The 25,478-nt window shown below is 58.6% G+C and carries 14 protein-coding genes; 13 read left to right on the top strand and 1 reads right to left on the bottom strand.

The window, feature by feature from the left end; genetic code table 11:
- The first annotated feature begins 249 nt into the window (after window positions 1-249).
- The 3 genes from ACOYA6_RS18155 to ACOYA6_RS18145 are packed head-to-tail and all read left to right on the top strand — an operon-like array spanning window position 250 to window position 11,099.
- On the top strand, window positions 250-1,917 hold the full coding sequence (locus tag ACOYA6_RS18155; RefSeq protein ID WP_422655165.1) for a ShlB/FhaC/HecB family hemolysin secretion/activation protein: 1,668 nt from the start codon (window positions 250-252) through the stop codon (window positions 1,915-1,917).
- 12 nt (window positions 1,918-1,929) lie between these two features.
- Window positions 1,930-10,857: a hemagglutinin repeat-containing protein gene (locus ACOYA6_RS18150; RefSeq protein ID WP_422655208.1), complete on the top strand. Its 8,928-nt coding sequence runs from the start codon at window positions 1,930-1,932 to the stop codon at window positions 10,855-10,857.
- 5 nt (window positions 10,858-10,862) lie between these two features.
- A complete protein-coding gene (locus ACOYA6_RS18145) occupies window positions 10,863-11,099 on the top strand; it encodes a hypothetical protein (RefSeq protein WP_422655164.1) in 237 nt (78 codons plus the stop codon).
- A 44-nt stretch (window positions 11,100-11,143) separates the two neighbouring features.
- On the opposite strand, the gene ACOYA6_RS18140 is transcribed toward ACOYA6_RS18145, so the two are convergent.
- Window positions 11,144-11,281, bottom strand: a complete 138-nt coding sequence (locus ACOYA6_RS18140; protein ID WP_422655163.1) for a SymE family type I addiction module toxin — start codon at window positions 11,279-11,281, stop codon at window positions 11,144-11,146.
- Between the two features lie 248 nt (window positions 11,282-11,529).
- Here ACOYA6_RS18140 and ACOYA6_RS18135 point away from each other — a divergent pair, with 248 nt between their 5' ends.
- The 10 genes from ACOYA6_RS18135 (at window position 11,530) to bcsD (ending at window position 25,477) form a co-directional block, all read left to right on the top strand.
- Window positions 11,530-11,913 carry a hypothetical protein gene (locus tag ACOYA6_RS18135; protein WP_422655162.1) on the top strand — a complete coding sequence of 128 codons (384 nt, stop codon included), beginning with the start codon at window positions 11,530-11,532 and terminating at the stop codon, window positions 11,911-11,913.
- Between the two features lie 1,040 nt (window positions 11,914-12,953).
- Complete coding sequence (locus ACOYA6_RS18130; protein ID WP_422655161.1) at window positions 12,954-13,631, top strand: CsgG/HfaB family protein; 678 nt, start codon at window positions 12,954-12,956, stop codon at window positions 13,629-13,631.
- Window positions 13,632-13,643: 12 nt separating this feature from the next.
- Complete coding sequence (locus ACOYA6_RS18125; protein WP_139563661.1) at window positions 13,644-13,988, top strand: DUF4810 domain-containing protein; 345 nt, start codon at window positions 13,644-13,646, stop codon at window positions 13,986-13,988.
- 11 nt (window positions 13,989-13,999) lie between these two features.
- Entirely contained in the window at window positions 14,000-14,662 is a 663-nt protein-coding gene (locus tag ACOYA6_RS18120) for a DUF799 domain-containing protein (protein WP_422655160.1), read from the top strand.
- Window positions 14,663-15,123: 461 nt separating this feature from the next.
- Window positions 15,124-15,723, top strand: a complete 600-nt coding sequence (gene bcsO, locus ACOYA6_RS18115; RefSeq protein WP_422655159.1) for a cellulose biosynthesis protein BcsO — start codon at window positions 15,124-15,126, stop codon at window positions 15,721-15,723.
- The gene (gene bcsQ / locus ACOYA6_RS18110; protein WP_039031729.1) at window positions 15,714-16,520 is read left to right on the top strand and encodes a cellulose biosynthesis protein BcsQ; all 807 of its coding nucleotides are present in this window, start codon (window positions 15,714-15,716) and stop codon (window positions 16,518-16,520) included. The genes bcsO and bcsQ overlap by 10 nt, the downstream gene beginning before the upstream one ends.
- Window positions 16,521-16,541: 21 nt before the next feature.
- The gene (bcsA, locus tag ACOYA6_RS18105) at window positions 16,542-18,662 is read left to right on the top strand and encodes a UDP-forming cellulose synthase catalytic subunit (RefSeq protein ID WP_052246239.1); all 2,121 of its coding nucleotides are present in this window, start codon (window positions 16,542-16,544) and stop codon (window positions 18,660-18,662) included.
- Window positions 18,659-21,124, top strand: coding sequence for a cellulose biosynthesis cyclic di-GMP-binding regulatory protein BcsB (bcsB, locus tag ACOYA6_RS18100; RefSeq protein WP_422655158.1), 2,466 nt, complete (start codon window positions 18,659-18,661; stop codon window positions 21,122-21,124). Before bcsA ends, bcsB begins: the two co-directional genes overlap by 4 nt.
- A gap of 13 nt (window positions 21,125-21,137) precedes the next feature.
- Window positions 21,138-25,010, top strand: a complete 3,873-nt coding sequence (locus tag ACOYA6_RS18095; RefSeq protein WP_422655157.1) for a cellulose biosynthesis protein BcsC — start codon at window positions 21,138-21,140, stop codon at window positions 25,008-25,010.
- The gene (gene bcsD, locus ACOYA6_RS18090; RefSeq protein WP_039031732.1) at window positions 25,010-25,477 is read left to right on the top strand and encodes a cellulose biosynthesis protein BcsD; all 468 of its coding nucleotides are present in this window, start codon (window positions 25,010-25,012) and stop codon (window positions 25,475-25,477) included. The genes ACOYA6_RS18095 and bcsD overlap by 1 nt, the downstream gene beginning before the upstream one ends.
- Window position 25,478 lies beyond the last annotated feature (1 nt).

Below are 25,478 nucleotides of genomic sequence, written 5' to 3'. Positions count from 1 at the left end.
TTGTCAGGAAAACAACAGGGAATAATACACATGTCTGATGAATGGCGCGACGACGACGTGCGTTAAATTTGCGCGGGCGCATTTCGCATTCATTTCCTGAATAAATTCCTAAAAGAGCAAAAAAAGTCTGAAAAAAACCCTGTCGACCTTTTACGTGCATTTACACAGGTTACTTTTTGACATATTTTGCTCCTTTTTTGTACGCCAGTCTGAAAACGGACACAAGGCAGGGATGTAGTGAAGGTAAGGATGACCAGATTAACAGGGCTTTTTGTCACTCTCATTTTATGGCCACTCGGCAGTGCCTACGCGGCGTTGCTGTCGCCAGCGGATCGCAGCGCCGTTCAACAGCAGCAACAGCAGCTGCTGGATCAAAACCAGCGCCAGCGCGACGAGCTGGAACGCAGCACGGTCCTGCCCGCGGCCTCTTCATCCCCCGTACAACCTGCCGCTGGCGGCCCCTGTTTTGTTATCAACCAGATCGTGCTGGACGGTGCCACTGCGATGCCGGACGTTGCCGAGCGCCGCCTTACCGCGCCCTGGCGCAACCAGTGCCTGAATATGGCGGGCCTCAGCGCCCTGACGCACGCGGTCTCCGACTGGTATATCAGCCGGGGGTACATCACCAGCCGCGCCTTTCTGACCGAGCAGGATCTGAGCCGTGGCACGCTGCATATCACGGTGCTGGAAGGCAAGCTCGAGCAGATCCGCCTGGAAGGCGTGCCGGAACGCACGCTGGATATGACCTTCCCGGGACGGGTGGGCAAGATCCTCAACCTGCGCGATATCGAACAGGGGATGGAGCAGCTGAACCGGGTGCGTCAGACCCCTGTTCAGATAGAGATCCTGCCCGGCGAGCGCCAGGGATACTCGATCGTTAATCTCACCGCCGACCCGGAATTCCCGCTTAACGGCTCGATAAGCTTCGATAACAGCGGGCAAAAGAGCACCGGCACCGGCCAGCTCAGCGGCGCACTCACCGGCAACAACCTGCTGGGGATCGCCGATAAGTGGTTTATCAGCGGCGGGCGCAGCAGCGATTTTTCCAGCAGCAAGGATGCGCAGAACTTTGCCGCAGGCGTCAGCGTGCCCTACGGCTATGGCCTGCTCGATTACAGCTACAGCTGGAGCAACTACCTTAGCACCATCGATAACAATGGCTATCGCTGGCGCTCGACCGGCGATAACGAAACTCACCGGCTGAACGGCTCCTGGGTGCTGTTCCGTAACGGCGATATTAAGACCAGCGCCGCGGTGGGCCTGACCCACCGTATCAACCATAACTACCTCGACGATGTCCTGCTCGCCACCAGCAGCCGCAAGCTTTCGAGCTTTTCGCTGGGCATTAACCACACGCAAAAAATCGCCACCGGCGTGGCGACCTTTAACCCGACCTTCACCCAGGGCGTGCCGTGGCTGGGGGCCGAGGATGACAACGACAAGCACGGCGATGTGCCAAAAGCGGAGTTTCGCAAATGGAGCCTGAACGCCAGCTATCAGCAACCGCTGGCCGACCGGCTGTGGTGGCTCTCCAGCGCCTATTTTCAGTGGTCCCCCGACCGGCTCTACGGCAGCGAGCGCTTAACCCTGGGCGGCGAGACCTCGGTTCGCGGCTTTAAGGAGCAGTATCTTTCCGGCGATAACGGCGGCTACTGGCGAAATGAGATCAACTATTCGCTCTTTACCCTGCCGTGGCTCGGGCAGATCGGCGCTCTGGCGGCGCTGGACGGCGGCTGGCTGAAAAAAGACGGTTTCGACCGCTACGCCTCCGGCACCCTGTGGGGCGCGGCGGTGGGGTTGAACAGCGTGAACCGCGTCTTCTCGAGCCAGTTAACGGCGGGCACACCGCTTGCGTATCCGGACTGGCTGGGGCCGGATCGTCTGAATATTTATTACCGCGTGTCGGTGGCGTTTTAAGGGACAGGGATGATGGACAAGGAACAGGTGAGTTTACCCCGGCGCGTACTCAGCGCCTTAATGAGCGTGCTGCTTGCCACGCAGCCGATGCTGCCCGCCGTGGCGGCAACGCTGACGCCAACCGGCAACACTCAGCAGGACAAGGCCGCTAACGGCGTGCCGGTGGTCAATATCGCCACCCCGAACGGCGCAGGTATATCGCATAACCAGTATCAGGATTACAACGTCGGCAAAGAGGGGCTGATCCTCAACAATGCCACCGGCAAGATGAACCAGACCCAGCTTGGCGGGCTGATTCAGGGCAACCCCAACCTGACGGCGGGCAGGGAAGCGACGGGCATTATCAACGAAGTCACCGGCACCAACCGGTCGCAGCTGCAGGGCTATACCGAAGTGGCGGGCAAAGCCGCTAACGTAATGGTCGCCAACCCCTACGGCATCACCTGTAACGGCTGCGGGTTCATCAACACTCCTAACGCGACGCTGACCACCGGCAAACCGGTGCTCGACGCCAGCGGCAAACTGCAGTCGCTGGACGTCAGCAAGGGCAGCATCCTGATTGAAGGCCAGGGCCTGGACGCAAGCCAGAGCGATGCGGTGTCGATCATCTCCCGCGCCACCGACATCAACGCCCAGCTGCACGCCAAATCCCTGACGGTGGTGGCAGGGGCGAACCGGGTTGCGGCCGACGGCAGCATCAGCGCCATCCCGGGCGAAGGCCCTGCGCCAAAAGTGGCGGTGGATACCGGGGCGCTGGGCGGGATGTACGCCAACCGTATTCGCCTGGTCTCCAGCGAGAAAGGGGTGGGCGTTAACCTCGGCAACCTGAATGCCCGCGAAGGGGATATCACCCTTGATGCCAGCGGCAGGTTGACGATGCATAACAGCCTGGCCAGCGGCGGGATTACCGCGAAGGGCGAAAGTATGGCGCTGACCGGCGACCATAAAGCCGGGGGCAACATTACCCTGAACAGCCAGAGCGAACTGGCGTTGCAGGATGGCTCGCTGAACAGCGACCGTGACCTCGTGCTCGACGCCAGGGGTACGCTGTCGCACGGTAATGCAAAACTGACCGCCGGGCAGGATGTCTCCCTCACGGCGCAACACCTCAGCCAGGACGCCCGCAGCGAAACGGATGCCGCCCGGCATATCAGCGTGACTGCCCGCGACAGCGCCACCCTCAACGGGCGCATGACGGCCGGGCAAAACCTGTCGCTCAATGCCACTACCCTGACGCATAACGGCGAGCTGGTGGCGGGGAATACGCTCTCTCTCAGCGCCGCCAGCCAGACGCTTAACGGAGCGATGAACGCCACCGGCGATCTCAGCGTGTCCGGACAGCAGATCGCCACCACCGGGGCCTCGCAAATTCAGGGCCGTAACCTGAGCATTACCGCCAGACAGGCAGATCTGAAGGGGACGCAGGCCGCCAGAGAGGCCCTGACCGTTAACGCCAGCGAGACGTTATCCCACAGCGGCAAAAGCAGCGCGAATACCCTGACCCTGAGCGCGCCGACGCTGGAAAACAGCGGCGTCGCCATCGCGTCAGTACTTAATACGCAGTCGCAGACGCTTATCAACGCCGGGCTGTTGCAGGGCGACACGTCCCTGCTGCTGAATACCGGGACGCTGGACAACCAGCACAACGGCACCCTTTACAGCGCCGCGAATCTGACCCTGGCTATCCCAAATATCACTAACCACGGCCTGATCGCCAGTGACGGTGCGCTGGCGGTTGCGGGCAGCACCCTCAGCGGCGAAGGGCTGTTACAGGGCGTCGATGCGCTGACCCTTTCCGGGGATAATCTTTCCCAGGGAGCGGCGGGACGCTGGCTGACCGCAGGCTCGCTGGCGATCACCGCCGGACAGCTCGCTACCGCAGGCATCATTCAGGGGCAGGATCTCAGCGTTAATGCTGGCGACTGGCAGCATGATGGCTCCGCGCTTGCTGCAGGCCAGTTTGATACCCGCTTAAACGGCTCGCTGCTGAACAACGGCGACCTGATGAGTCAGGGCAATCTGAGGTTCCACGTACCGTACCTGACCAACAACGGTAATTTGCTCGCCGCAGGCGACATGCAGCTGACGGGCGTGCGGCTCACCAACAACGCCACGCTGCAGGGGAATACCCTCAGCCTGACGCAGGGCAGCATCGAAAATGCCGGAACAGTCATTGGTCTGAACGGACTGGGGCTGGAGACCACCGGCGCCCTGAATAACCGGGGAGATCTGTTGAGCCAGCATGCCCTGACGGTGAACGCCCGGGACATCACCAACAGCGGCCGGTTGCAGGGGCAGAATCTCTCCCTTGCAGGCACAAATCTGACCAACAGCGGTGCCATCCAGAGTGCCCAGGATCTGGCGCTGACGTTAAGCGGCGACATGGCCGCCGTCACCGGCAGCAAAATTACCGCCCTGAACAGTGCCCGGATCAGTGGAAAAGCCCTCGACAACCAGGGGCTGTTGAGCGCGAAAAACCTGAATATTGACGGAGACTCGCTCAGCAACAGCGGGGAAATCAGCGGCGTCAGCGGACTTAATCTGCACCTGACAGGCGACCTGATGCAGGCAGGGAAAATGCTGAGCGGGGCAGGCCTTACCGTCCGGGCGGGCGACATCAGCAACAGCGGCCAGATGCAGGGGGATAACACCCGGCTTGATGCCCGCACGCTTAACAACGACGGACGTTTACAGGGCGACAGCGGCCTGACGCTTACGCTGCTGGATACGTTGACTAACCAGACCAACGGCGTCCTTCTCAGCCAGAACGCCCTCAGCGTGACCGCCCCGGTGGTGAGCAATAACGGTACGATTCAGGGGAACGGAAACTCCACGCTCACCAGCATCACGCAGGTCCGCAATAACGGCAATATCCTCACCGGTGGCGACCTGACGCTCTCCACGGCGGATTACAACGGCGCGGGCTGGCTGCAGGCGACGAACCTGCTGATGAATGTGGCGAAGCTCGCTAACAGCGGCACGATGATGGCGACGCAACACGCCACCTATACCGGCAACAGCCTGACTAACGCCGGTACTCTGCAGGCGGCACAGCTGGTGGTGAATGCGCAGACGCTGACCAACAGCGGCACGCTGCTCGGCAACAGCAGCCTGACGCTGAACAGTGACAGTATCAGCAACGATAACGGGAACCTGTTCAGCGGGGGCGATCTGCTTACCGAAGCGGCCTCCCTCAGCGGCGTGGGCCAGATTGTGGCGCTCGGCAACCTGACGCTGAAGCTGGTAAACAGCTGGACGGCGCAGGGCGTGGTGGCAGCCAACGACCAGCTGACCATTACCAGCCGGGGCGACATCAGCAACCAGAGCACCCTGCAGGGCAACGGCATCACGCTGAACGCCGCGGGCAAGGTGACCAATAATGGCCTGATTACCGCAGGAGGCGGCACGACTTCGCTCTCCGGCAGTGAGATTGCCATGAACAGCAGCGGCTCGCTGCAGGCAGGCGGCGATGTCAGCCTCTCCAGCCAGGGCGATATCACGCTTGATGGCTTTACCGGCACCGCCGGAAATATGGCGCTCACCGCCGCCGGGTCGGTGATCAATACCGCGCTGCTCTATGCCGGAAATAACCTGTCGCTGTTCGCGGATCGTATTGCGAACCTGCGGGGCGATATGCTGGCGGGCGAAGACCTGGTGATGCAGAAGGATGCCTCCGGGACGGCGAATACAGAAATCATCAATATCTCCGGCAATATCGAAACCACGAAGGGGGATATCACGCTCAGAACCGGGCATCTGCTGAATACCCGCGATGGGCTGGCCGCCACGACCACAACCACCCAAAATCCTTCATCTATTGCCGGGTTGGGGAATGCGACCATCGATATCGACCTCTCTCAGCTGCCTGACGGCAGCTACGGGAAATATATCGCAAGGTATCCCGCGGAAATCTGTACCGGGGTCGCTAACACGCACTGTACGGTGAATAAAGGCAGTACCGCCTGGGGTATGCGAGCCGATCAGAGCGAGCAAAAATTTGCCCTCAGCCAGACGGTGACCGCCGTTTCAGCTACTGGTGGTGTGGCTGGCATTCGCTCTGGCAACGATCTGTCCATTAACGCCGGTCGTCTTGAGAATAATGCCAGTGCGATCCTCGCCTCCGGTGATATTTTCCTGACGGGCAATACACTTTCCAGCCAGTCCTGGCAGAACTCAACCACCTCAGAATACTGGAAATATGTCTACCGGGGACAGGTGGGTTATGCAGACCCTGACAGCATCATTACCTCCAACGTCGAAGGTAATATTGATATTGGAACAGTCATTCTGCCCGACCCTGTTTCGGATAAAATTCGTTTTACGCTGGACGGGAAAACCACTGAAACTGAACTCGGCGACATTTACCGCGCAGTCATTCAGGCGGGCGGCATTGTCACCGCCAGGTTCGACAATGACATCAGCAACACAAACACCACGTCAAACGCGGGAACCATCAGCAATACCCTTGTTGCGCCGGACCTGAATACCCCATCAACACAGAGCATCGCGGGTGGCGCGAATCAGCAGTCACTGGCTGATGTCAGCACTACGGCTATCACCGCACCGGACTGGCAGAACGCAGTTGAGGGTCAGGCAATTGCCGATGGCGTAAACCTCGTACCTGGCGGCCTTGAAGGCAATTATCCTCTGCCTTCCGGTAAGAACGGCTATTTTGTCACCTCTACCGATCCTGACAGCCCGTACCTCATCACCGTCAATCCGAAACTCGACGGGCTGGGGCAGCTCGATCCCTCCCTGTTTGGCGACCTGTGGAAGCTGCTGGGTGTCAATCCAGGCGCCGCCCCGCGTGAAACGGGCAGCCAGTATACCGACAGCAATCAGTTCCTGGGTTCCGCGTACATGCTCGACCGCCTTGGGCTGGATCCGGAGAAAAATTACCGCTTCCTTGGCGATGCCGCCTTTGATACGCGGTACGTCAGTAACTACGTGCTGAACCAGACCGGAACACGCTATATCAGCGGTCTGGGCTCCGATCTCGACCAGATGCGCTATCTGATGGATAAGGCCGCCGAAGCGCAAACCTCGCTGGGGCTGAAGTTCGGGGTGGCGCTGACGGCAGACCAGATAGCCACTCTCGACCACAGTATTCTGTGGTGGGAATCCGCCACCGTTAACGGCCAAACCGTGATGATCCCGAAGGTGTACCTGTCGCCTAAAGACGTCAGGGTGCAGAGCGGCAGCGTCATTTCCGGCAATAACGTGCAGCTGGCGGGCGGCAATGTCACCAACAGCGGAAGCTCGCTGCTGGCGCAGAAGGGGCTGTCCATCGACAGCAGCAACAGCATCAACAACCTCAACGCCGGGCTTATCAGCGCAGGCGGCGGGCTGAACCTGAGCGCGCTTGGTGATATCAACAACATCAGTTCCACCATCAGCGGTAAAACCCTGGGGCTGGAGAGTGTGACGGGCAGCATTAACAACATCACCCGCGCACAGACGTGGAATGTGGACGCGGGCCGCGTGCGCTTAAGCGGTACGGATGTGGGCGTCACCTCTTCCATTACGGCAACGGACGGGCTGACGATGCGTGCCGGGCAGGATATCAATATCACCGGCGCCAGCGTGGCGGCGGGTGGCGGCCTCGGCATGGCGGCGGGCAACGATATTAATATCTCCGCGAATGAGATTAGCGAGAGCCGGTATGAGCGCAACAGCGCAACGACAGAGACGGCTTCCGTTACGCAGCAGCGCAGCACGCTGACGGCAGGGGGCGATCTGACTCTGCTCGCTGGCAACGATCTCAACGCGCGAGCCGCAGGGATCGCCGCCGAAGGGGATGTGGGCATCCGGGCCGGTCGCGATGTGAACCTGCTGGCAGAGGCCAGCACCGAAAGCGCCAGCAGAAAAACGAAGAAAAAAACCGCTATCGATGAGTCCGTGCGTCAGCAGGGAACAGAGATCGCCAGCGGCGGCAACACGGTGATCGTCGCCGGGCGCGACATGAACGCGCAGGCGGCAGAGGTGACGGCGCAGGGTGATATCGGCGTGGCGGCGGGCCGCGATGTCAGTCTCACCACGGCCACCGAGAGCGACTATCGCTACCGGGAGAAAACCAAAACCAGCAGCGGGTTCCTGAGTAAAAAGAAAACCCACACCATTCAGGAAGACAGCGCGACGCGGGAGAAAGGTTCCCTGCTGAGCGGCGATAACGTGACGGTGCAGGCGGGCAACAACTTGCGGGTGTTAGGCTCGGCGGTGGCGGGCGACGGCGACGTTGCATTGTCGGCGGCGAACAACGTCGACATCGTGGCGGCCACCAACACCGACACCTCCTGGCGCTTCAAGGAGACCAAAAAATCCGGCCTGATGGGAACGGGCGGCATCGGCTTCACCGTCGGCACCAGCAAATCCACCCACGACCTGCGCGAGCAGGGCACCACCCAGAGCGGGAGCTTCAGCACCGTCGGCTCGACGGGCGGGGACGTCAGCATCACGGCAGGGAAGCAGGCGCATATCGCCGGGGCGGATATCATCGCCCGGAAGGATATTGCGGTTCAGGGCGACAGCGTGGTGATTGAGCCGGGCCACGACAGACGCACCCGGGATGAAAAGTACGAGCAGAAGAGCAGCGGCCTGACGGTGGCCCTGTCCGGTACGGCGGGGAGCGCGCTGAACAGTGCGGTCACCACGGCGCGGGATGCGGCAAACGAGAGCGACGACCGGCTGGCGGCCCTGAAGGCGACGAAGGCGGCGTTGTCCCTGGTGCAGTCCGACCAGGCAGTGGCGATGGACCAGGCGAAGGGGGCCTCTGACAGCGGCAACACCAACACAGTGGGCATCAACGCCTCGCTGGGCTCACAGTCGTCAAAATCCTCCTCGCACATGCGGAGCGAAACATCGGCGGGCAGCAGCCTGAACGCGGGCAGCAACGTCACGATTAAGGCCACCGGGAGCGACATCACCGTGGCGGGCAGCAGGGTTAAGGCCGGTAAGGACGTGACCCTTGATGCGGCGCGGGACGTGAACCTGCTTGCCTCGCAGGACACGCAGCAGACGACGGGTAAAAACAGCAGCAGCGGCGGCAGCCTGGGCGTCGGGCTGGGAGCGGGCTCCGGCGGGACGGGCATCAGCATCTCGGCGAACGCCAGCAGCAGCAAAGGGCACGAGAAGGGCAACGGGGTCCGGCAGAACGAGACCACGGTGGACGCGGGCCGTCAGCTCACGATTAAGAGCGGGCGCGATACCACGCTTGCCGGCGCGCAGGTGAACGGCGAAGCCGTGAAGGCGGATATCGGGCGCGACCTGACCATTGCCAGTACGCAGGACAGCGACCACTACAACAGTAAGCAGGGCAGCGTCAGCGGCGGGGTGGGGTACACCTTCGGGGCGGGCGGATTCTCGGGGAGCATCAGCGCCAGCCGGGACAAAATCGCCAGCGACTACGACTCGGTGCAGGAGCAGAGCGGGATCTTCGCCGGGAAGGGCGGCTTTGACGTGACGGTGGGGAACCACACCCAGCTTGACGGCGGGGTGATTGCCTCGACGGCGGATGCGGAGAAAAACCGCCTCGACACCGGCACGCTGGGCTTCAGCGATATCCACAACCGGGCGGACTTCAGGACCGGACACCAGGGCGCGGGGATCAGCTCCGGGGGCAATATCGGGCAGCAGTTTGCCGGGAACATGGCGAACGGCCTGATTGCCGGGCTGGGCAGCAGCGGCCATGCGGAAGGCACCACCCGGGCGGCGGTCAGCGAGGGGACTATCACCGTCCGCGACCAGGCGAACCAGCAGCAGGACGTGGCCGACCTGAGCCGCGACACGGAGCATGCGAACGGCAGCATCAGCCCGATTTTCGACAAGGAGAAAGAGCAGAAGCGGCTGCAGGCAGCGCAGCTGATCCTTGAAATTGGTGCGCAGGCGGCCGATATCGCCCGGACCCAGGGGGAAATCACCGGCCTGAATGCGGCCCGGGACAAACTGGCGAAAGAGGGCAAATACGAGCCGGGGCCGGATGCCAGCAAAGAGCAAAAAGCGGAGTATCAGAAGGCGCTGCGTGAGACGTCCGAATACAAAATGGCCATGGAGAAGTACGGCACCGGCAGCACTATCCAGCGGGGTATCCAGGCGGCCACGGCCGCGCTGCAGGGTCTTGCGGGCGGGAATATGGCCGGGGCGCTGGCAGGTGCAGCGGCCCCGGAGCTGGCGTATGCCATCGGCCACAGGTCGGGTCTCAGGGAGGATGACGTCGCGGGCAAAGCCATTGCCCACGCCATTCTGGGCGGGGCAGTTGCCGCCCTGCAGGGGAACAGCGCCGCAGCAGGCGCTGCGGGCGCGGCAGCGGGTGAGCTTGCCGCGAAGGCCATCGCGGGTGTGCTGTATCCGGACGTGAAAGACCTGTCGAAGCTGAGCGAGGAGCAGAAGCAGACGGTCAGTGCCCTGGCCACGATTTCGGCGGGGATGGCGGGTGGTCTGGCAGGGGACAGCACGGCAGGTGCGGCAGCGGGAGCGGGGGCCGGGAAGAATGCGGTTGAGAATAATGCACTAAATGATAAGGACAAGAAGTTTCCGATTCTTGATATCCGTCCGGGCTGGCTGAAACCGGGGATTATAGATGAGGATGGAGATCCTCTTGGCGCAGGCGGTGGGATAGCTAAAGGTGGCAAAGTCAGCCCTAGTGCGAAGGACAACCTAATTTCGTCAGCAAATAAACCGATAAATGGGCAAGGTATGTCTGCCGCTGCAAGGGCTTGGGAAAAGCATGCAGGCAGAGATGGTGGAACTTTTGAACCTTTAAAAGGCAATGTGGCTCAGAAAAATGAATCGGCAAGTAAGTTTGTAAACGACGTTTTGAGCCATCCGGGCACAGTTAAAACGGAATTGTCTCGTGGTGGGGTTGAATATCGTTTACCAAGTGGTCAAGGTATTCGTTACAACGGTGATGGTTCGTTTTCTGGTTTTTTAGATCCAAGGAGGTAGGGTAAATGAGTGACGAATTTGAAGTAGACTTTTTTAGTGATTCTCGTTACGAGGAACTTACTGCGGAAATATCCTATAGAGGACAGATACTTTGCCAGTTGAACAAAGATAAGGGTGTTGATTCTATCGAAATAGAATTTTTTTCAGATAGCCGAATCTTGCCCGAAACTGTAGAAATGAAATTCCCAGTTGACGATTTTTTAAAGATATTAATGCAAACAAAAGACGAACTGATTGGATAGTCGTCAGGATCCCGGCCTTAGCGCCGGGATCTTCTTTTTACGCGTCAGCCCTTAGCCGGCTCGATCACCAGTCTTCCCTGTGTAACGCTGGCCGTGACCGGCGTGTCGGTGCAGAATCCCGCCTCTGCCAGGCAGTTGCCGTTCAGGCGCAGGCTGGGGCTGTGGGAATACCAGGTGGTCATGCAAGTACAGACTCTTTAACAGCACTGGAGATAAAAAGAGACCAAAAAGTCCGGCCTGATGGGCACCGGCTGCATCGGCTTCACCGTCGGCACCAGCAAAAATTAAAGACATACCAAGTGGTAGGGTCGGTAAACTACCCGATGGGTGAACGGTTATAGTACGTGAGCGTAGCGCCGAAGAGCGTCCAACATTGGAGATCCAATCAGGGAAGAATAGGATCAAATTTAGGTATGATGAGTAATCATATATGTCTGAAAAATTGATTAAAATCCCGCTTGCTGAGGGTTCTATTCATAATAGTCAACTAGAGGATTTGCGATATTCCTCAGGTTCCCTTGAGTTGATTTTGTCTTCAGGGGATAACGCTGAAGGCAGCAAAGTTAAAGTACTGTTCGATTGGATTTATTCCTTCCGAGTGACTGATGAAGGTGACCTATTGAAAATGCAGGAAGAGCAGAAAGGAATGATGCTTACAGGACTTTATCGCGTTGAAAAATCTAAGTATCTAGAATGGTTTAATGAGCAAAACGGTAATATACATGATGGAGTCGTTCATTATATGTTCTCAACTACGGACGATGTTATAGATATTTTAGCATCTATTAGTCCTTCAATATCAATCCATTATTAACAATAATCCCGGCTACTGTGTCGGGATTTTTTACTCGTCAGCCCGGAGCATCAGTCTCCCTGGCCCCAGACTGACCATGAGCGACGTATCGGTTGCTTCTGCCTGGCTGTTGTCGTTCAGGCGCAGGCTGCGGGAATAGCAATTGGTCATACAGGTACAGGCTCTTTAACAACACTAATATAATTAAACACACAGGCGCGGTAGCTAAAATGTCGGGCGCTTAAATAGCCTCCTGAAGATTTATAACCGTTGTAAAGCCGGGAAAGTCAGGTATCCATTTTGCTTACACCTGGCCAGTACAATCCATTGCAGATATTTATATACATAAACTGCCGAAAATCGATGTCATCATAATTAAGATAAAGTATCAAATTCTGTAGTTTTTCGTTTAACTTAAACCCGTACTGATATTGAATGGTACATAGCTTATTCTTAATCTCATAAAGCCGGTCAAAATGCCTTTGAGCTTCCAAAAATGAAGAACCTTTGATTTGTTGCATGAGGCTAAAACATTCGTCTTCATAGGTAACTAACAAATCGTTAATTGCGTTAGAGGTATCCCTGTAAAGTATTAACTCTTCCTCTAAAAAAGGCCAGATGCTCATTGGTTAATTCTCAAGGTTTATTGAAAGAAATCAAATATGGCATTTCGATTAGCTTAACATTATTACCCTAACATAGGGTAAATTTTTTTCATAGCGCGCTAATGTATATAAGGATTGTTTTTATTTTTTTTAAATCTTATGTTTATTATTCATGGTGTGCATTTTTGTAAGATTTGTATATGTAATTTGGATGGTTTTTGATTACTGACAGGAGGGTGATTATTGCGTTAATCAAACGCAGGCAAGATAAAATCTGAAAAGTATATAAACACGAACAAAATGAATCGCTGTCTGTCATAATGGAATCGCTAATGCTGTTTTAACAAAGTTTTATTTATAATTAATTACCTCTTAAAAAATCCCAAAAACCTTCGAATAATATCAATAAGGAGAATGGTGCTAACACCATTTTTTCTAAAAGGAAATTTAAATATCATGGTCAATAAATCTATTGCCACTTCGCTCTGCCTAAGCGCGTTATTACTCACAGGCTGCGCAACGGAATCCTCCCGGTCCGTTGAAGTGGCGAAAGTTGCCACTTATAACACCTCGTGGCAGGGGCAGCGCAGCCCGATATCGGTCGGGAAATTTGATAACCGCTCCAGCTACATGAATGGCATCTTTTCAGATGGCGTCGACCATCTGGGTAATCAGTCAAAAACCATTTTGATCACCCATTTGCAGCAAACTGGCCGCTTCAACGTGCTGGATCGCGCAAATATGGAAGAGATCAAAAACGAGTCCGGTATCAGCGGAAAGCGTCAGCAGCTGAAAGGGGCGTCGTACGTCATCACGGGCGACGTGACGGAGTTTGGTCGCAAAGAGACCGGCGACAGGGCGCTGTTTGGCATTCTGGGGCGCGGCAAGTCGCAGGTGGCGTATGCGAAAGTGGCTCTCAACGTGGTTAACGTCAGCACCTCCGAAGTGGGTTATTCATCCCAGGGAGCGGGTGAATACACGCTGTCTAACCGTGAAGTGCTCGGCTTTGGCGGCACGGCCAGCTACGACGCCACGCTGAACGGCAAAGTTCTCGATCTCGCGATCCGCGAAGCGGTAAATAACCTGGTTGCCGGTACTGAAAACGGCAGCTGGGACCCGTCAAATACACATTAAAAGGAATTAATGATGGCAAAGATAAAAAGCCTGCTTTCCGGCGCAGCTATGCTGCTGCTGGCCGGGTGTGCAACAAAATCACCGCAGCAGATCTATACCTGGGGTGATTATCAGGACACTGTTTATGACTACTACACCAGTAAAACCAGCCCGCAGGAGCAGATCGCCTCACTGCAGAAACTGATTACGGCATCGCAGGCCAGCAGCAAACCTGTGCCGCCTGGCGTGCATGCCCAACTGGGGATGCTCTACAGCAATACCGGGAACAGAGATCTGGCGATGGCCGAATTTAACGCCGAGAAAAAACAGTACCCGGAATCGGCTTCTTATATTGATTTCCTCACCACGAAAAAATAACGGAACCTAAAATGAAAGGAATCTCCGCTCTTCTGACCCTGGCATTGACGCTGGTCGTAACGGGTTGCACAACCAATAAGACGCCCCCGGCCGATTATTCCGCTTTTAAAGAAAGTAAACCGCGCAGCATTCTGGTGCTGCCGCCAGTAAATAAGTCGCCGGACATCAACGCGAACCACGGCTTTTTGAGCAACGTAACCCAGCCGCTTGCCGAGTCCGGTTACTATGTGTTCCCGGTGGCAGTGGTGGAAGAGACGTTTAAACAAAACGGCGCGACCCATCCTGACGACATCAGCGCGATCCCGCTGAAAAAGCTGCACGATATCTTCGGCGCGGATGCGGTGATGTATATCACCATCACCGACTACGGTACCTCTTACCAGGTGATCAGCAGCGATACGCGGGTTATTGCCTCGGCGCGTCTGGTGGATTTGCGCACCGGAAAAGAGCTGTGGACAGGCGCTGCCTCGGCTTCCAGTAATGAAGGCCAGACCAATAACAACGGTGGCCTGCTGGGAATGGTGATCAACGCGGCGATTACCCAGATTGCGCATTCGGCTACGGACAAAGCCTATGACGTTGCCCGCATCGCCAGCGCACGTCTGTTTAGCCCAGGGCCGCGGGGTTTGTTATATGGCCCGCGTTCGCCGAAATACGGACAGACTGCTCAGTAACCTCTTCAATCCCGGGCCCTGTGCCGGGATTAATTTATTGCCCCTCTTTTTAACCTGCCCGCAAACACCGGTTAACCCGGAGCGCTCACCGATATATCCTGTTTTTCATAACTCATGTTTATAGTTACCTGTCGATATTAAACGTCACATGTTATATTTTCGCTGGATTAATCTGTTGTAGGGATAACGAAGAGCAAGATTTTATCTTTATGTTATGGGTTCTGCTGGCGGATAGTGGAGAAATTACGCGATCTGTCGATAAGCTTGTACATAGTATTAGCTCTACGTAATATGCATTAGAACATTTACTAAACAAATATGACCACGCGTAAAGGGAAGTACTTTATGACGGTTGTTAATCACTCATCCCCTTTACATGTTCGTATTCCCATAAAACTGTTGTCCCTGGCAAAGTCATGCAGGAAACAAAAAATACTGACTTGTGAATCACGAGTAATGCCATGAAAAATTATGATGATTTGCAGCGTTTCAAGGATAAAACGCGCACCGGTGACATCAATTTCAAGGACTTGTCTGCGCAAAACAAGCAGGCTTCCGCCAGCGGCTGGGCGATCATCAACCAGCTGGCAGGTGTGGATAATGATTCGGCGCTGGCGAAGGCCGGCAGCGTCGCCGTTCCTGTTCCACAGGCAGTGAAACCCGGTGAACTGGATGTTGCCCTTGCCAGCCTGACGAAAGCTCCTGTGGCCGGGCCCGCGGGTTCTGCGCCGTCGATCATGCAAAGCATGAATGCCGTTAGCGCAGAAAAAGGGGAGCAATCGCCGCTTAACGCGGCTGCACCTTCGTTCTTTGACCAGCTTAAGCCTGAGCCAGCAAGCCAACCGCCGGTGAAAGAGGTGCCAACCCTGGTGCCGCAGGCTGAGCTGCGGGCAACGCCTGCGCCCGTGGTGCCCATTGCTGAGGCCATCCCTGCGCCAAAACCGGCGGAGCCGGTGCGCTTTGAGCAGTTGTTCGCGACCAAAACGTCCGAACGCGCCAGCCATCCGGTGAAAGATCTTCCGTTACAACCGCTCCTGGAGAAAATCGCTTCATGCCGTTAGTGTGTATTTGCTCGCCAAAAGGCGGAGTAGGGAAAACCACGGTCACGGCCAACCTCGCTTATGCTCTGGCTCGTTCCGGCAATAAAGTTCTGGCCATTGACTTCGATGTACAGAACGCGCTGCGTCTGCATTTTGGCGTACCGTTGTCCGACGGTCGCGGCTACGTTGCCCGTGCCAATGAGTCGGCAGACTGGAGCCAGTCGGTGCTGACGGCGGGCAACAATATGTTCGTCCTGCCCTATGGCGAAGTGACGGAAGAGCAGCGCCTGATCTTTGAACACAACCTCACCAGCGACAGCAATTTCCTCGCGCGCGGGTTAAGTTCTCTGCTGAGCTACCCGGGGCTGGTTATTCTGGCCGACTTCCCGCCAGGGCCGAACCCGGCGCTGAAGGCGATCTCCCCGCTGGCCGATTTGCACCTCGTGACCCTGCTGGCCGACACCGCATCGCTGTCGCTGCTGCCCCACATTGAAAACCACCGGCTGACCGGCGGCGCACCGCCAGATAACAAGGCCGGATACTATTTCCTGGTGAACCAGAGTGATAACCGGCGCCATATCAGCCGTGACGTCACCGCCTTCTTACAGCAACGCCTCGGCGATCGCCTGCTTGGTGTGATCAACCGGGATGAAAGTGTGCCTGAGGCCAATGCCTCACAGCAGTCGATACTGGATTTCAGCGCCACCTCGGCGGCGGCGTTCGATATCGAGCTGGTGAGTAAGCGTATCGCGGCTATTTTGGGTATTCAGGTCGGTGACGGCGCCGTGCACGCCAGTCTGAGAACCTCCAGTTTCTGACGACAATTTCCAGGACGTCCTATGAAAAAGGCGCTGTTTTATTTACTGCTATTGGTCTTAGCACCTATTGCAGTGCTTATTATTATTACCCCGATGGACAGCCAGAAGCAGTATATCTTCGGCTTAATCAGCATCGGGGCGCTAATGCTGCTTGGTTTTAGCAAACACCACCGCGTGTCGGTAATCATGATGATTGTGGCGGTGTTAATGTCCACACGATATATCTGGTTTCGGGCCACGCAGACGCTGCATTTTAATTCCGAAATAGAGGCCATACTGGGGATCGGGTTATTTCTCGCCGAACTCTATATCTGGATAACCATTATTTTAAGTTATCTGCAAAACCTCTTTCCGTTACAGCGCAAGATTGTCCCGCTGCCCGATGATATGGCCCAGTGGCCGACGGTGGATATCTATATCCCGTCGTATAACGAGAGCCTGGACGTGGTGCGCGATACCGTGCTGGCGGCGCAGTGCCTGGATTATCCGGCGGATAAACTGAAGATCTACCTGCTGGATGACGGCAAGCGCAGCGAGTTTGCGGTGTTTGCCGCCAACGTCGGGGTAGGGTACATCACGCGTAACGATAACTCCCACGCCAAAGCGGGCAACCTCAACCACGCCATGAAGCTCACCAAAGGCGAGCTGATCTGCGTCTTTGACTGCGACCACGTGGCGACGCGTATCTTCCTGCAGGCGACGGTGGGTGCCTTCCTGCAGGATCCGAAGCTGGCGCTGATGCAGACGCCGCACTACTTCTACTCGCCGGATCCGTTCGAGCGTAACCTCTCTGCGGGCCGCGATATTCCTAACGAAGGCCAGCTGTTCTACGGGCAGATCCAGCGCGGAAACGACAACTGGAACGCCACCTTCTTCTGCGGCTCCTGCGCGGTGATCCGCCGCAGCGCCCTGGAAGAGATTGGCGGCTTTGCGGTAGAAACCGTCACCGAAGATGCCCACACCGCGCTGAAGATGCAGCGCCTGGGCTGGAAGTCGGCCTATCTGGATATTCCGCTGGCGGCAGGGCTGGCGACGGAACGTCTGGTGGTGCACGTGATCCAGCGTACCCGCTGGGCGCGCGGCATGACCCAGATTTTGCGCGTCGATAACCCGCTGCTGGGCCGGGGCCTGAAGTGGCAGCAGCGTCTGTGCTATCTCAACGCCATGCTGTCTTTCCAGTTTGCCCTGCCGCGCGTGGCGTTTCTTACCGCGCCGCTGGCTTATCTGCTGTTTAACCTGAACATTATCCACTCCTCGGCGAGCCTGATTTTCGCCTATATGCTGCCGCACCTGTTCCTCTGTATCTATGTGAACTCGCGGGTCAACGGGCGCTTCCGCTACAGCTTCTGGGGTGAGATTTACGATCTGGTGCTGGCCTTCCACCTGGTGCTGCCGACGGTAATCACCCTGATCTTCCCGAAACGCGGCAAGTTCAACGTGACCGATAAAGGCGCGCTGCTGGATGTGGGCTACTTCGACTTCAGCATTGTCCGTCCGCACCTGATTATCGCGGTGCTGCTGGCGGCGGGGGTGATCGCCGGTATCGTGCGCGCCGTCGCCCATGACTACTTCAGCGTCGACCCGATGGTTATCGCCCTTAACGTCGGCTGGGGCGTCTACAGCCTGATCTTCCTGCTGGCCGCCATCGCCGTAGCGCGGGAAACCCGCCAGACGCGTAAAACCATCCGTATTGATGCCAGCGTGCCGGTGGTGATCCACTACGCCAGCGGTATCTCCTCGCGCAGCCATACCCTGGATTTATCCATGGGCGGCTGCCGTATTGCGGTGGTGGATGACCGCCACCTTACCGACGAGATCGAAGAGATTGAGCTGCAGCTGCAGTCGGGGGCGATCAGCATCCCGGTGAATGTGATTGCCCACGATGAGCAGTACATTCGCCTGATGTTTGACGAGATCCCGCTGGACCGCCGCCGCGAACTGGTGCGCGTGGTGCTGGCCCGCGCCGATGCGTGGATCAACCCGCCTAAACGCCAGGACAACCCGTTCCGCTCGTTGTTTATCATTATTCGCAGCGTATTTGATCTGTTCTGGCTGACCTGGAAAGACCGTCGTAACAAGCGTCGTCAACGCCATGAGGATGCAGGGCGCAGGAATAACGCCACCGAGGATACCGCTGTATGAAAGGGATGACCCGCAAAGCCCTGCAGTTGCTTTTTGTGTTTGGCGTACTGGCGCAGCCGGTGACGGCGGAAGAGCCGACCACCGTGGAATCGCTGCTGCCGACAGATCTCCCGCCCCCGGTGACGGAGGCGGCGCAGCCCGCTGCGGACACGGCGCCGGCTTCACTGCCTGCTCCCGATACGCTGCCCGCGTTCCAGACTCCGTCTGCGGCTGAGGCGGCAGCAGAGCCTGCCAGCCCGATGCCGGATGCGGTGCCTGTGACCCCGGCACCCGATGCCGCGCCTGCTTCTCCGGTGCCGATGGGGATCACCCCCGGCACTACCAGCAGCATCACCGTCGCCCAGATGGGGCAGCCGAATGGCGTGGTGCTGAGCGGTGGGCAGCTTCAGGGCGGGATCGACTTTACCCTCTCGGCGGACCAGGTGATCACCAACGCCCAGCTGGAGCTGAACCTGAAGGTCTCTCCGGCGATGGCGGCGCGCAACACCACGCTGCAGCTGATGCTCAACGGCCAGCCGCTGGGGACGGTGCCGCTGGGCTCAGCCGACAGCAACGTGTCCAACTATCAGCTGGACATTCCGGCGGCGATGGTGGTGTCACGCAACAACATCAGCTTCAAAATCAACGACGGCGACGCGCTGCTGTGCCAGCGGGATCTGTCCGACAGCTACCAGGTCACCATCATGCCGAACACGCGGCTCGATCTGGAGGCGCAGCAGCTGAACATTGGCGCGGATCTGAGCCATTTCCCGCGTCCGTTCCTCGACGAAATGCAGATGACGCCGACCACGCTGACCTTCGCTTTCCCGGCCAAAACCCTGCCGGAGCAGGTGGGGGCGGCGGCGCTGATCGCCTCGTGGCTGGGGATCGAAGCGGACTATCGCGGGATTTCGTTTGATGCCCTGCATGACCAGCTGCCGGAGAAAAACGGCATCCTGCTCGGCAAGCCGGGCGAGTCGATTGGCGGCTTAACCCTGCCCGCCTCGAACGGAGCGATGCTGCAGGTGGTGGATAACCCGGCCAATCCGATCTACAAGCTGCTGCTGGTAGTAGGCAATAACGAGCAACAGCTCAGGAGTGCGGCATGGCGTCTGACCCGCGGCCAGTTCAACGGCCAGACCACCAGCCTGCCGGTGGAAGCCCAGAACATCCCGGTCAGCAAACCTTACGATGCGCCGCGCTGGATCGCCACCGACCGCCCGGTGCTGCTGAGCGAGCTGATGCGTAAAGATCAGAGCCTGACGGTGACCGGCATCTGGCACGAGCCGCTGACCCTGGCGTTCCGCGCCGCGCCGGATCTGTTTATGTGGGATGGCGACACCATTCCGCTGAAAATTGCCTACCGTTTCCCGTCCGAAAGCTGGATCGACGAGCAGCGCTCGTACCTGTCGATGACCTTCAACGGCACCTTCCTGCGTAACCTGCCGGTCAACAAACAGGGGCTGCTGGAAGGGCTGTGGCACAAGCTCGGCGGCGATGCGCGTCAGGAGAATTTTGTTATGCCGCTGGAGCCGTATCTGATTTACGGCGACAACCAGCTGCAGCTCTATTTCAACATCCAGACCCAGGAGAACGCGCCGTGCAGCGTACTGCTCAATAACAACATCAAGAGCCGTATCGACGAAGAGTCAAGCATCGATCTGAGCAATTCGCGCCACTTCACGCTGCTGCCGAATCTCTCTTACTTCGTGGGGGCTTCGTTCCCGTTTACCCGCCTGGCGGACTTCTCGCAGACGGTATTACTTCTGCCGGAAAACCCGAGCGAAAGCGAGATTAGCACCCTGCTGGATCTCTCCGCCCGCTCCGGTAACGCCACCGGTACCGCGCTGAACAACAACCGCGTGATGTTCGGTCTGCCGTCTGGCGGAGCGAACCTGCTGCGCCTCGGTGAAAGCGACGTGCTGGCGGTTTCTTCGCTGAATCAGACCGCCTTCAACCGCGCCCTGCTGGCCCAGTCACCCTTTATCAGCAACGAGCACACCTTTGGCGTGCGCGAGCCGAAGATGCTGGACAGAGTGCAGAACCTGCTGGAAGGAAACTGGAACACGACCGCCGTCGATGCCGACCGCTACTTCTCGTCGAACGAGTCCTGGCGCGGCTTTGTCAGCTTCCGCTCCCAGTGGAACCCGCAACGGCTGGTGGTGATGGCGATTGGCAGCAACGACGAGCAGCTTTCACGTCTGCATAACGACCTGAACTCCGCCCGCATTAACGCCGGGATCAGGGGCGACACGGCGATCATCACCGATGAAAACGGCGTGCGCAGCTTCCGCGTCGGCCCGCAGTTCCCGAGCGGCCAGATGCCCTGGTACATGATGGTAGTGTGGTATGCCACGCAGCACTCCGCCATGCTGGCAATCTTTGGCCTACTGTTTGCGACGATTATTGGCCTGAGCCTCTACTCGTTACTGAAAAAACGCGCGCATAAACGTCTTAACCCACAGGATTCAGATCGTGAGTAAGGGTGGTAACACTATGGAAAATAAAAACAAAACCGCCAGACATCTGCCTGTGCTGTGCCTGTTCAGCGGGCTGGCGCTCGGGGGAATTCAGGGTGCCCAGGCGGCGGATGCCGCGCAGTCGGCCAATAACCCGGCGCTGAAAGCCCTGTTCGACCAGGCGAACTACTGGCACGAAAAGTCTCACGATAACCTGGCGATGGAATCGCTGAAAAAAGTGCTGATGGTGGACCCTAATAACACCCAGGCGCTGTACCTGATGGCCTTATGGTCACAGCAGGCCGGTGACGTGAAGGGGGCGGCCCAGTGGCGCGAGCGCTTAACGGCGGTCTCGCCGCAGGATGCAAATCTGCAGGCGCTGGATAACGCAAAGCAGATGCAGCAGGTGCCGCGCGGGCAGCTGGAGCTGGCCCGTCAGCAGGCGCGCAGCGGCAACATTCCTGCCGCGCTCGCAACCTGGCAGAGCCTGTTTACCGGCAACCAGCCGCCGCCGAGCCTGGCCCCGGAATACTATCTGACCATGGCCGGGGACAAATCCCTCTATCCGCAGGCGGTGAGCGAGCTGCGTCAGCTGCGCGTGCAGTATCCGCAGGATAACAACGTCAAAATTGCGCTGGGCAAAGTGCTGACCTATCAGGAGAACACCCGCCGTGAAGGGATGAACATCCTGCAGGATCTGGCGAGCGGCAGCCAGGACGCGGATAAATCCTTGCGTCAGGCCCTGCTGTGGCTGGGGCCGCAGGCGGGCGACGAAGCGTACTACCAGACCTATCTGCAACGCCATCCCACCGATACCGCGGTGCAGGACTATTTCCGTAAAAGCATCGGCGGAGCGGCAAAAGGCGAAGGCTATGTGGCGCTGAACAGCGGCAATACCGACACCGCCCGCAGCCAGTTTGAGCAGGTGCTGAAAGCGAACCCGGAAGATGCCGACGCGCTGGCCGGGATGGGCTACGTTGCCCTGCGCAAGGGCGACTACGCCGCAGGGGCGCAGTACCTGAACCGTGCGGCAAGCCTCGGCGGCGCGGCCTCTGAGGAGCGCAAGCAGCAGGCGCAGGATGCCGAGTTCTACGGCCTGCTGGCGCAGGCGCAGGCGGCTTACAAGCAGGGCAACGTCAGCCAGGCGCTGGCCCTGAGCGCACCGCTGGCCCAGCGCAGCGGCGAGCAGGGGGCGGCGGCGAAGCTGTTCCGCGCCGATGTCCAGCGGCATAACAAAGATTACACCTCGGCGGAACAGACCCTGCGCGGCCTGCTGAACGAGCAGCCAAACAACGGCTCTGCCCGGGAAAACCTCTACTACGTCCTGCGCGAGCAGAATAAAACCGCCGAAGCCCAGGCGATGTTGCAGACCCTGCCGGCCAGCCTGCAGGCGAGGCTCCAGCCGCGCGTCTCCGGCGGCAATCCGACCGATCCGCTGCGTCGTCAGGCTCAGCAGGCGGCGGCCAGCGGCGATCAGATGCGCGCCATCGCCCTGTTGCAGCAGGGAACGGCCCGCTATCCGTCCGATCCCTGGCTGCGCCTGGATTTAGCCCGTCTCCTGCAGAAGCAGGGACGCAGCGCGGAGGCGGCCAACGCCATGGCTCCGGCGTTCCGTCCGAACGCCAGCAACAGCGAACTCTATGCCGCCGCGCTGTTCGCCAGCGAAAACAACGCCTGGCAGCAGTCGCAGACGCTGCTGTCGCGCATTCCGGCCTCCAGCCAGAACAGCGATATGCGCGAGCTATCCCAGCGGGTGAACTACAACCTGCAGATGAACGTCGCCGAGCGCTATCTGGCGTCGGGAGATCGCACTGCGGCGGCCAACACCCTGAAAGCGCTGGCGGCGCGTCCACCGCAGAGCCCGGCGGATGCCGGCAAGCTGGCGCGGATGCTGGCCCAGAGCGGGGATGTCACCACCGCGGTGAGCGTGGTCCACGACAACATGCGCCGTGGCGTGCAGGGTAACGCCGGGGATTATGCCGATCAGGTGGCGGTGCTCAACCAGGCGGGACTGGGCGGCGAAGCCCAGGCCTGGCTTGCCAACCCGGAGCTGCAGTCGCGCAGTACCCCAACCCAGCTGGCGAGCATTCGTAACGGCTACGTGATCAACGAGGCCGATCGTCTGCGCACCCAGGGCAACTACGCCGCGGCCTACGACAAGCTGATCCGCGCCATGCAGAACGATCCGCAGAACACGGATCTGATGTTTGCCATGGCGCGCGTCTATCAGTCCGGGAAGATGAACAAAGAGGCGGGGGTGGTCTATGACTACCTGATGACCCGCGATACGCCGCAGCAGGATGCGCGCGCCGGGGCAATCGACGTGGCCCTTGCCAGCAAAAACGTCGATAAGGCGAAGCAGCTCAGCACCGGGCTGACCAACGACGGCACGCCGGAACGCCTGCTGCTGCTGGCCCGGGTCTCCGAGGCCGAAGGCAACCATCAGCAGGCGATGAGCTATCTGCGCACCGCGCGCGGCAAGCTGCTCGGCCTGCAGGATAACAGCGGTGAAACCGCCCCGATGCTGGGCGGTCTGGCCTTAGCCGACAACCCGTTTGTCGGCACCTCCAGTACCGGCGCGGTGGCGGATTCCCCGTCGCTCTACGGCCAGGCGATGCCGTGGCAGGTGGCCCAGCTGGCGCGTAATCCACAGACCGCGCCGCCGGGCACCGTGCGCACCGACCTGCCGGTAGAAACCGCTCAGGCCGGGACGCTGCGCCAGGTGGATAACATGATGGAGATGCTGGTGGATAAAACCGCCACCTGGGCCCGGGGTTCAACCGCCCTGCGCGCGCGTGACGGTGAAGAGGGGCTCAGCAAGCTGACCGAAATCAAGGCGCCGCTGCAGTGGTCCACCGTGCCATTCGGCGATTCCCGCCTGGACGTGAACGTCACGCCGATCAGCCTCGATGCGGGCACCTCGTCCGACGAATCCAGCCGCCGGTTTGGTACCGGGGCGCTGATCCAGGGTGGGGTTGCCGAGGAGCTGTACAACGCCTCCACCACCACGCCGCCTGAGCTGCCGAATATCGACAAGATCAAGGTGCCGTCCCAGGGGTCGCAAAGCGCCCAGGGTGTGGAAGTGGCGATGGCCCTCACCGGAGATCAGTACAAAATTGATGTCGGATCCACGCCGCTGGGCCAGGATCTGAATACCGTTGTCGGTGGGATCCAGTGGTCGCCGCAGCTGACGGACTACCTCAAGCTGGTGCTTACTGGCGAGCGTCGTGCGGTGGTGGACAGCCTGCTCTCCTATGTTGGCGTTGAGGACAAATACAGCGGCAAGAAGTGGGGTCAGGTCACCAAAAACGGCGGCAGCGCGCAGTTGAGCTATGACAATACCGATGCGGGCTTCTACGCCGGAGTTGGCGTGTATGACTACGTCGGGGAGAACGTGCCGAGCAACACCAGCGTCAACGGCTCAGCGGGGGTCTATTTCCGCCCTTACTACGCCGCCGATCGCGAGCTGAAAGCTGGCATCAACATGAACTACATGAACTTCGACAAAAACCTGAGCTACTTCAGCTACGGGCAGGGGGGCTACTTCAGCCCGCAGGACTACATCAGCGTCTCCTTCCCGGTGGATTACACCCAGAAATACGACAACTGGAAGCTGGGGTTAGGGGCGTCGATTGGTTATCAGTCCTACTCTCAGGACGAGAGCCCGTACTTCCCGACGGATTCCGCGATGCAGCGCCAGCTGGAAGATTACGTCTCACGCGGTTTTGCCAAAGAGGCGTTTTACAGTGGCAAAAGCGAGAACGGTCTGGGCTACAACCTGCGCGCGTCAACGGACTACAAGCTGAACAAAGATATGATCATCGGCGGGCAGATCGGGTATGACACCTTCGGTGATTACAACGAAAGTAGCGCCAATATCTACTTCCGCTACCTTCTGGGGAACAAGTGATGAATGATCAACAGCTTTTGCAGTATTACCAGCATCAACAGTCGCAGTCGGGCTGGTTTGCGCTGATCCACGTGATGATTGAGAGTATGGTGGCCAACGTCGGCGAGGCGCAGAGCCGCTCGTTCCTCGTGCAGATGGGCGACTCGCTGGGCGAGCGCTTCCCGCTGGGGCTGGCGCACACGGTGGGCGAGCTCGAAGGGCAGATCAACGCCCGGCTCGCGGCCTTTAACTGGGGCTATATTGATATCGACGCCAGCGACACGGCGCTGCGCATCTGCCACACTGCGCTCCCGGTGCCGCCGGAAGAGGCAAAGCAGATGGCCTGGAACCACGCCTTCAGCGCGGTGCTGGAAGGGCTCTACGCCCGCTGGCTGCGCGAGCAGGGCGGAAAATCACACGTATCGCTGTGGCGGGAGGCATCCCCCTCGGCTACGGTTATCCATTTCAGATACCAAAATAATCAATAAG

This window comes from Leclercia barmai, assembly GCF_049312895.1.
Classification (GTDB): domain Bacteria; phylum Pseudomonadota; class Gammaproteobacteria; order Enterobacterales; family Enterobacteriaceae; genus Enterobacter; species Enterobacter barmai.
This window is presented reverse-complemented; position numbering and strand designations above follow the sequence as displayed.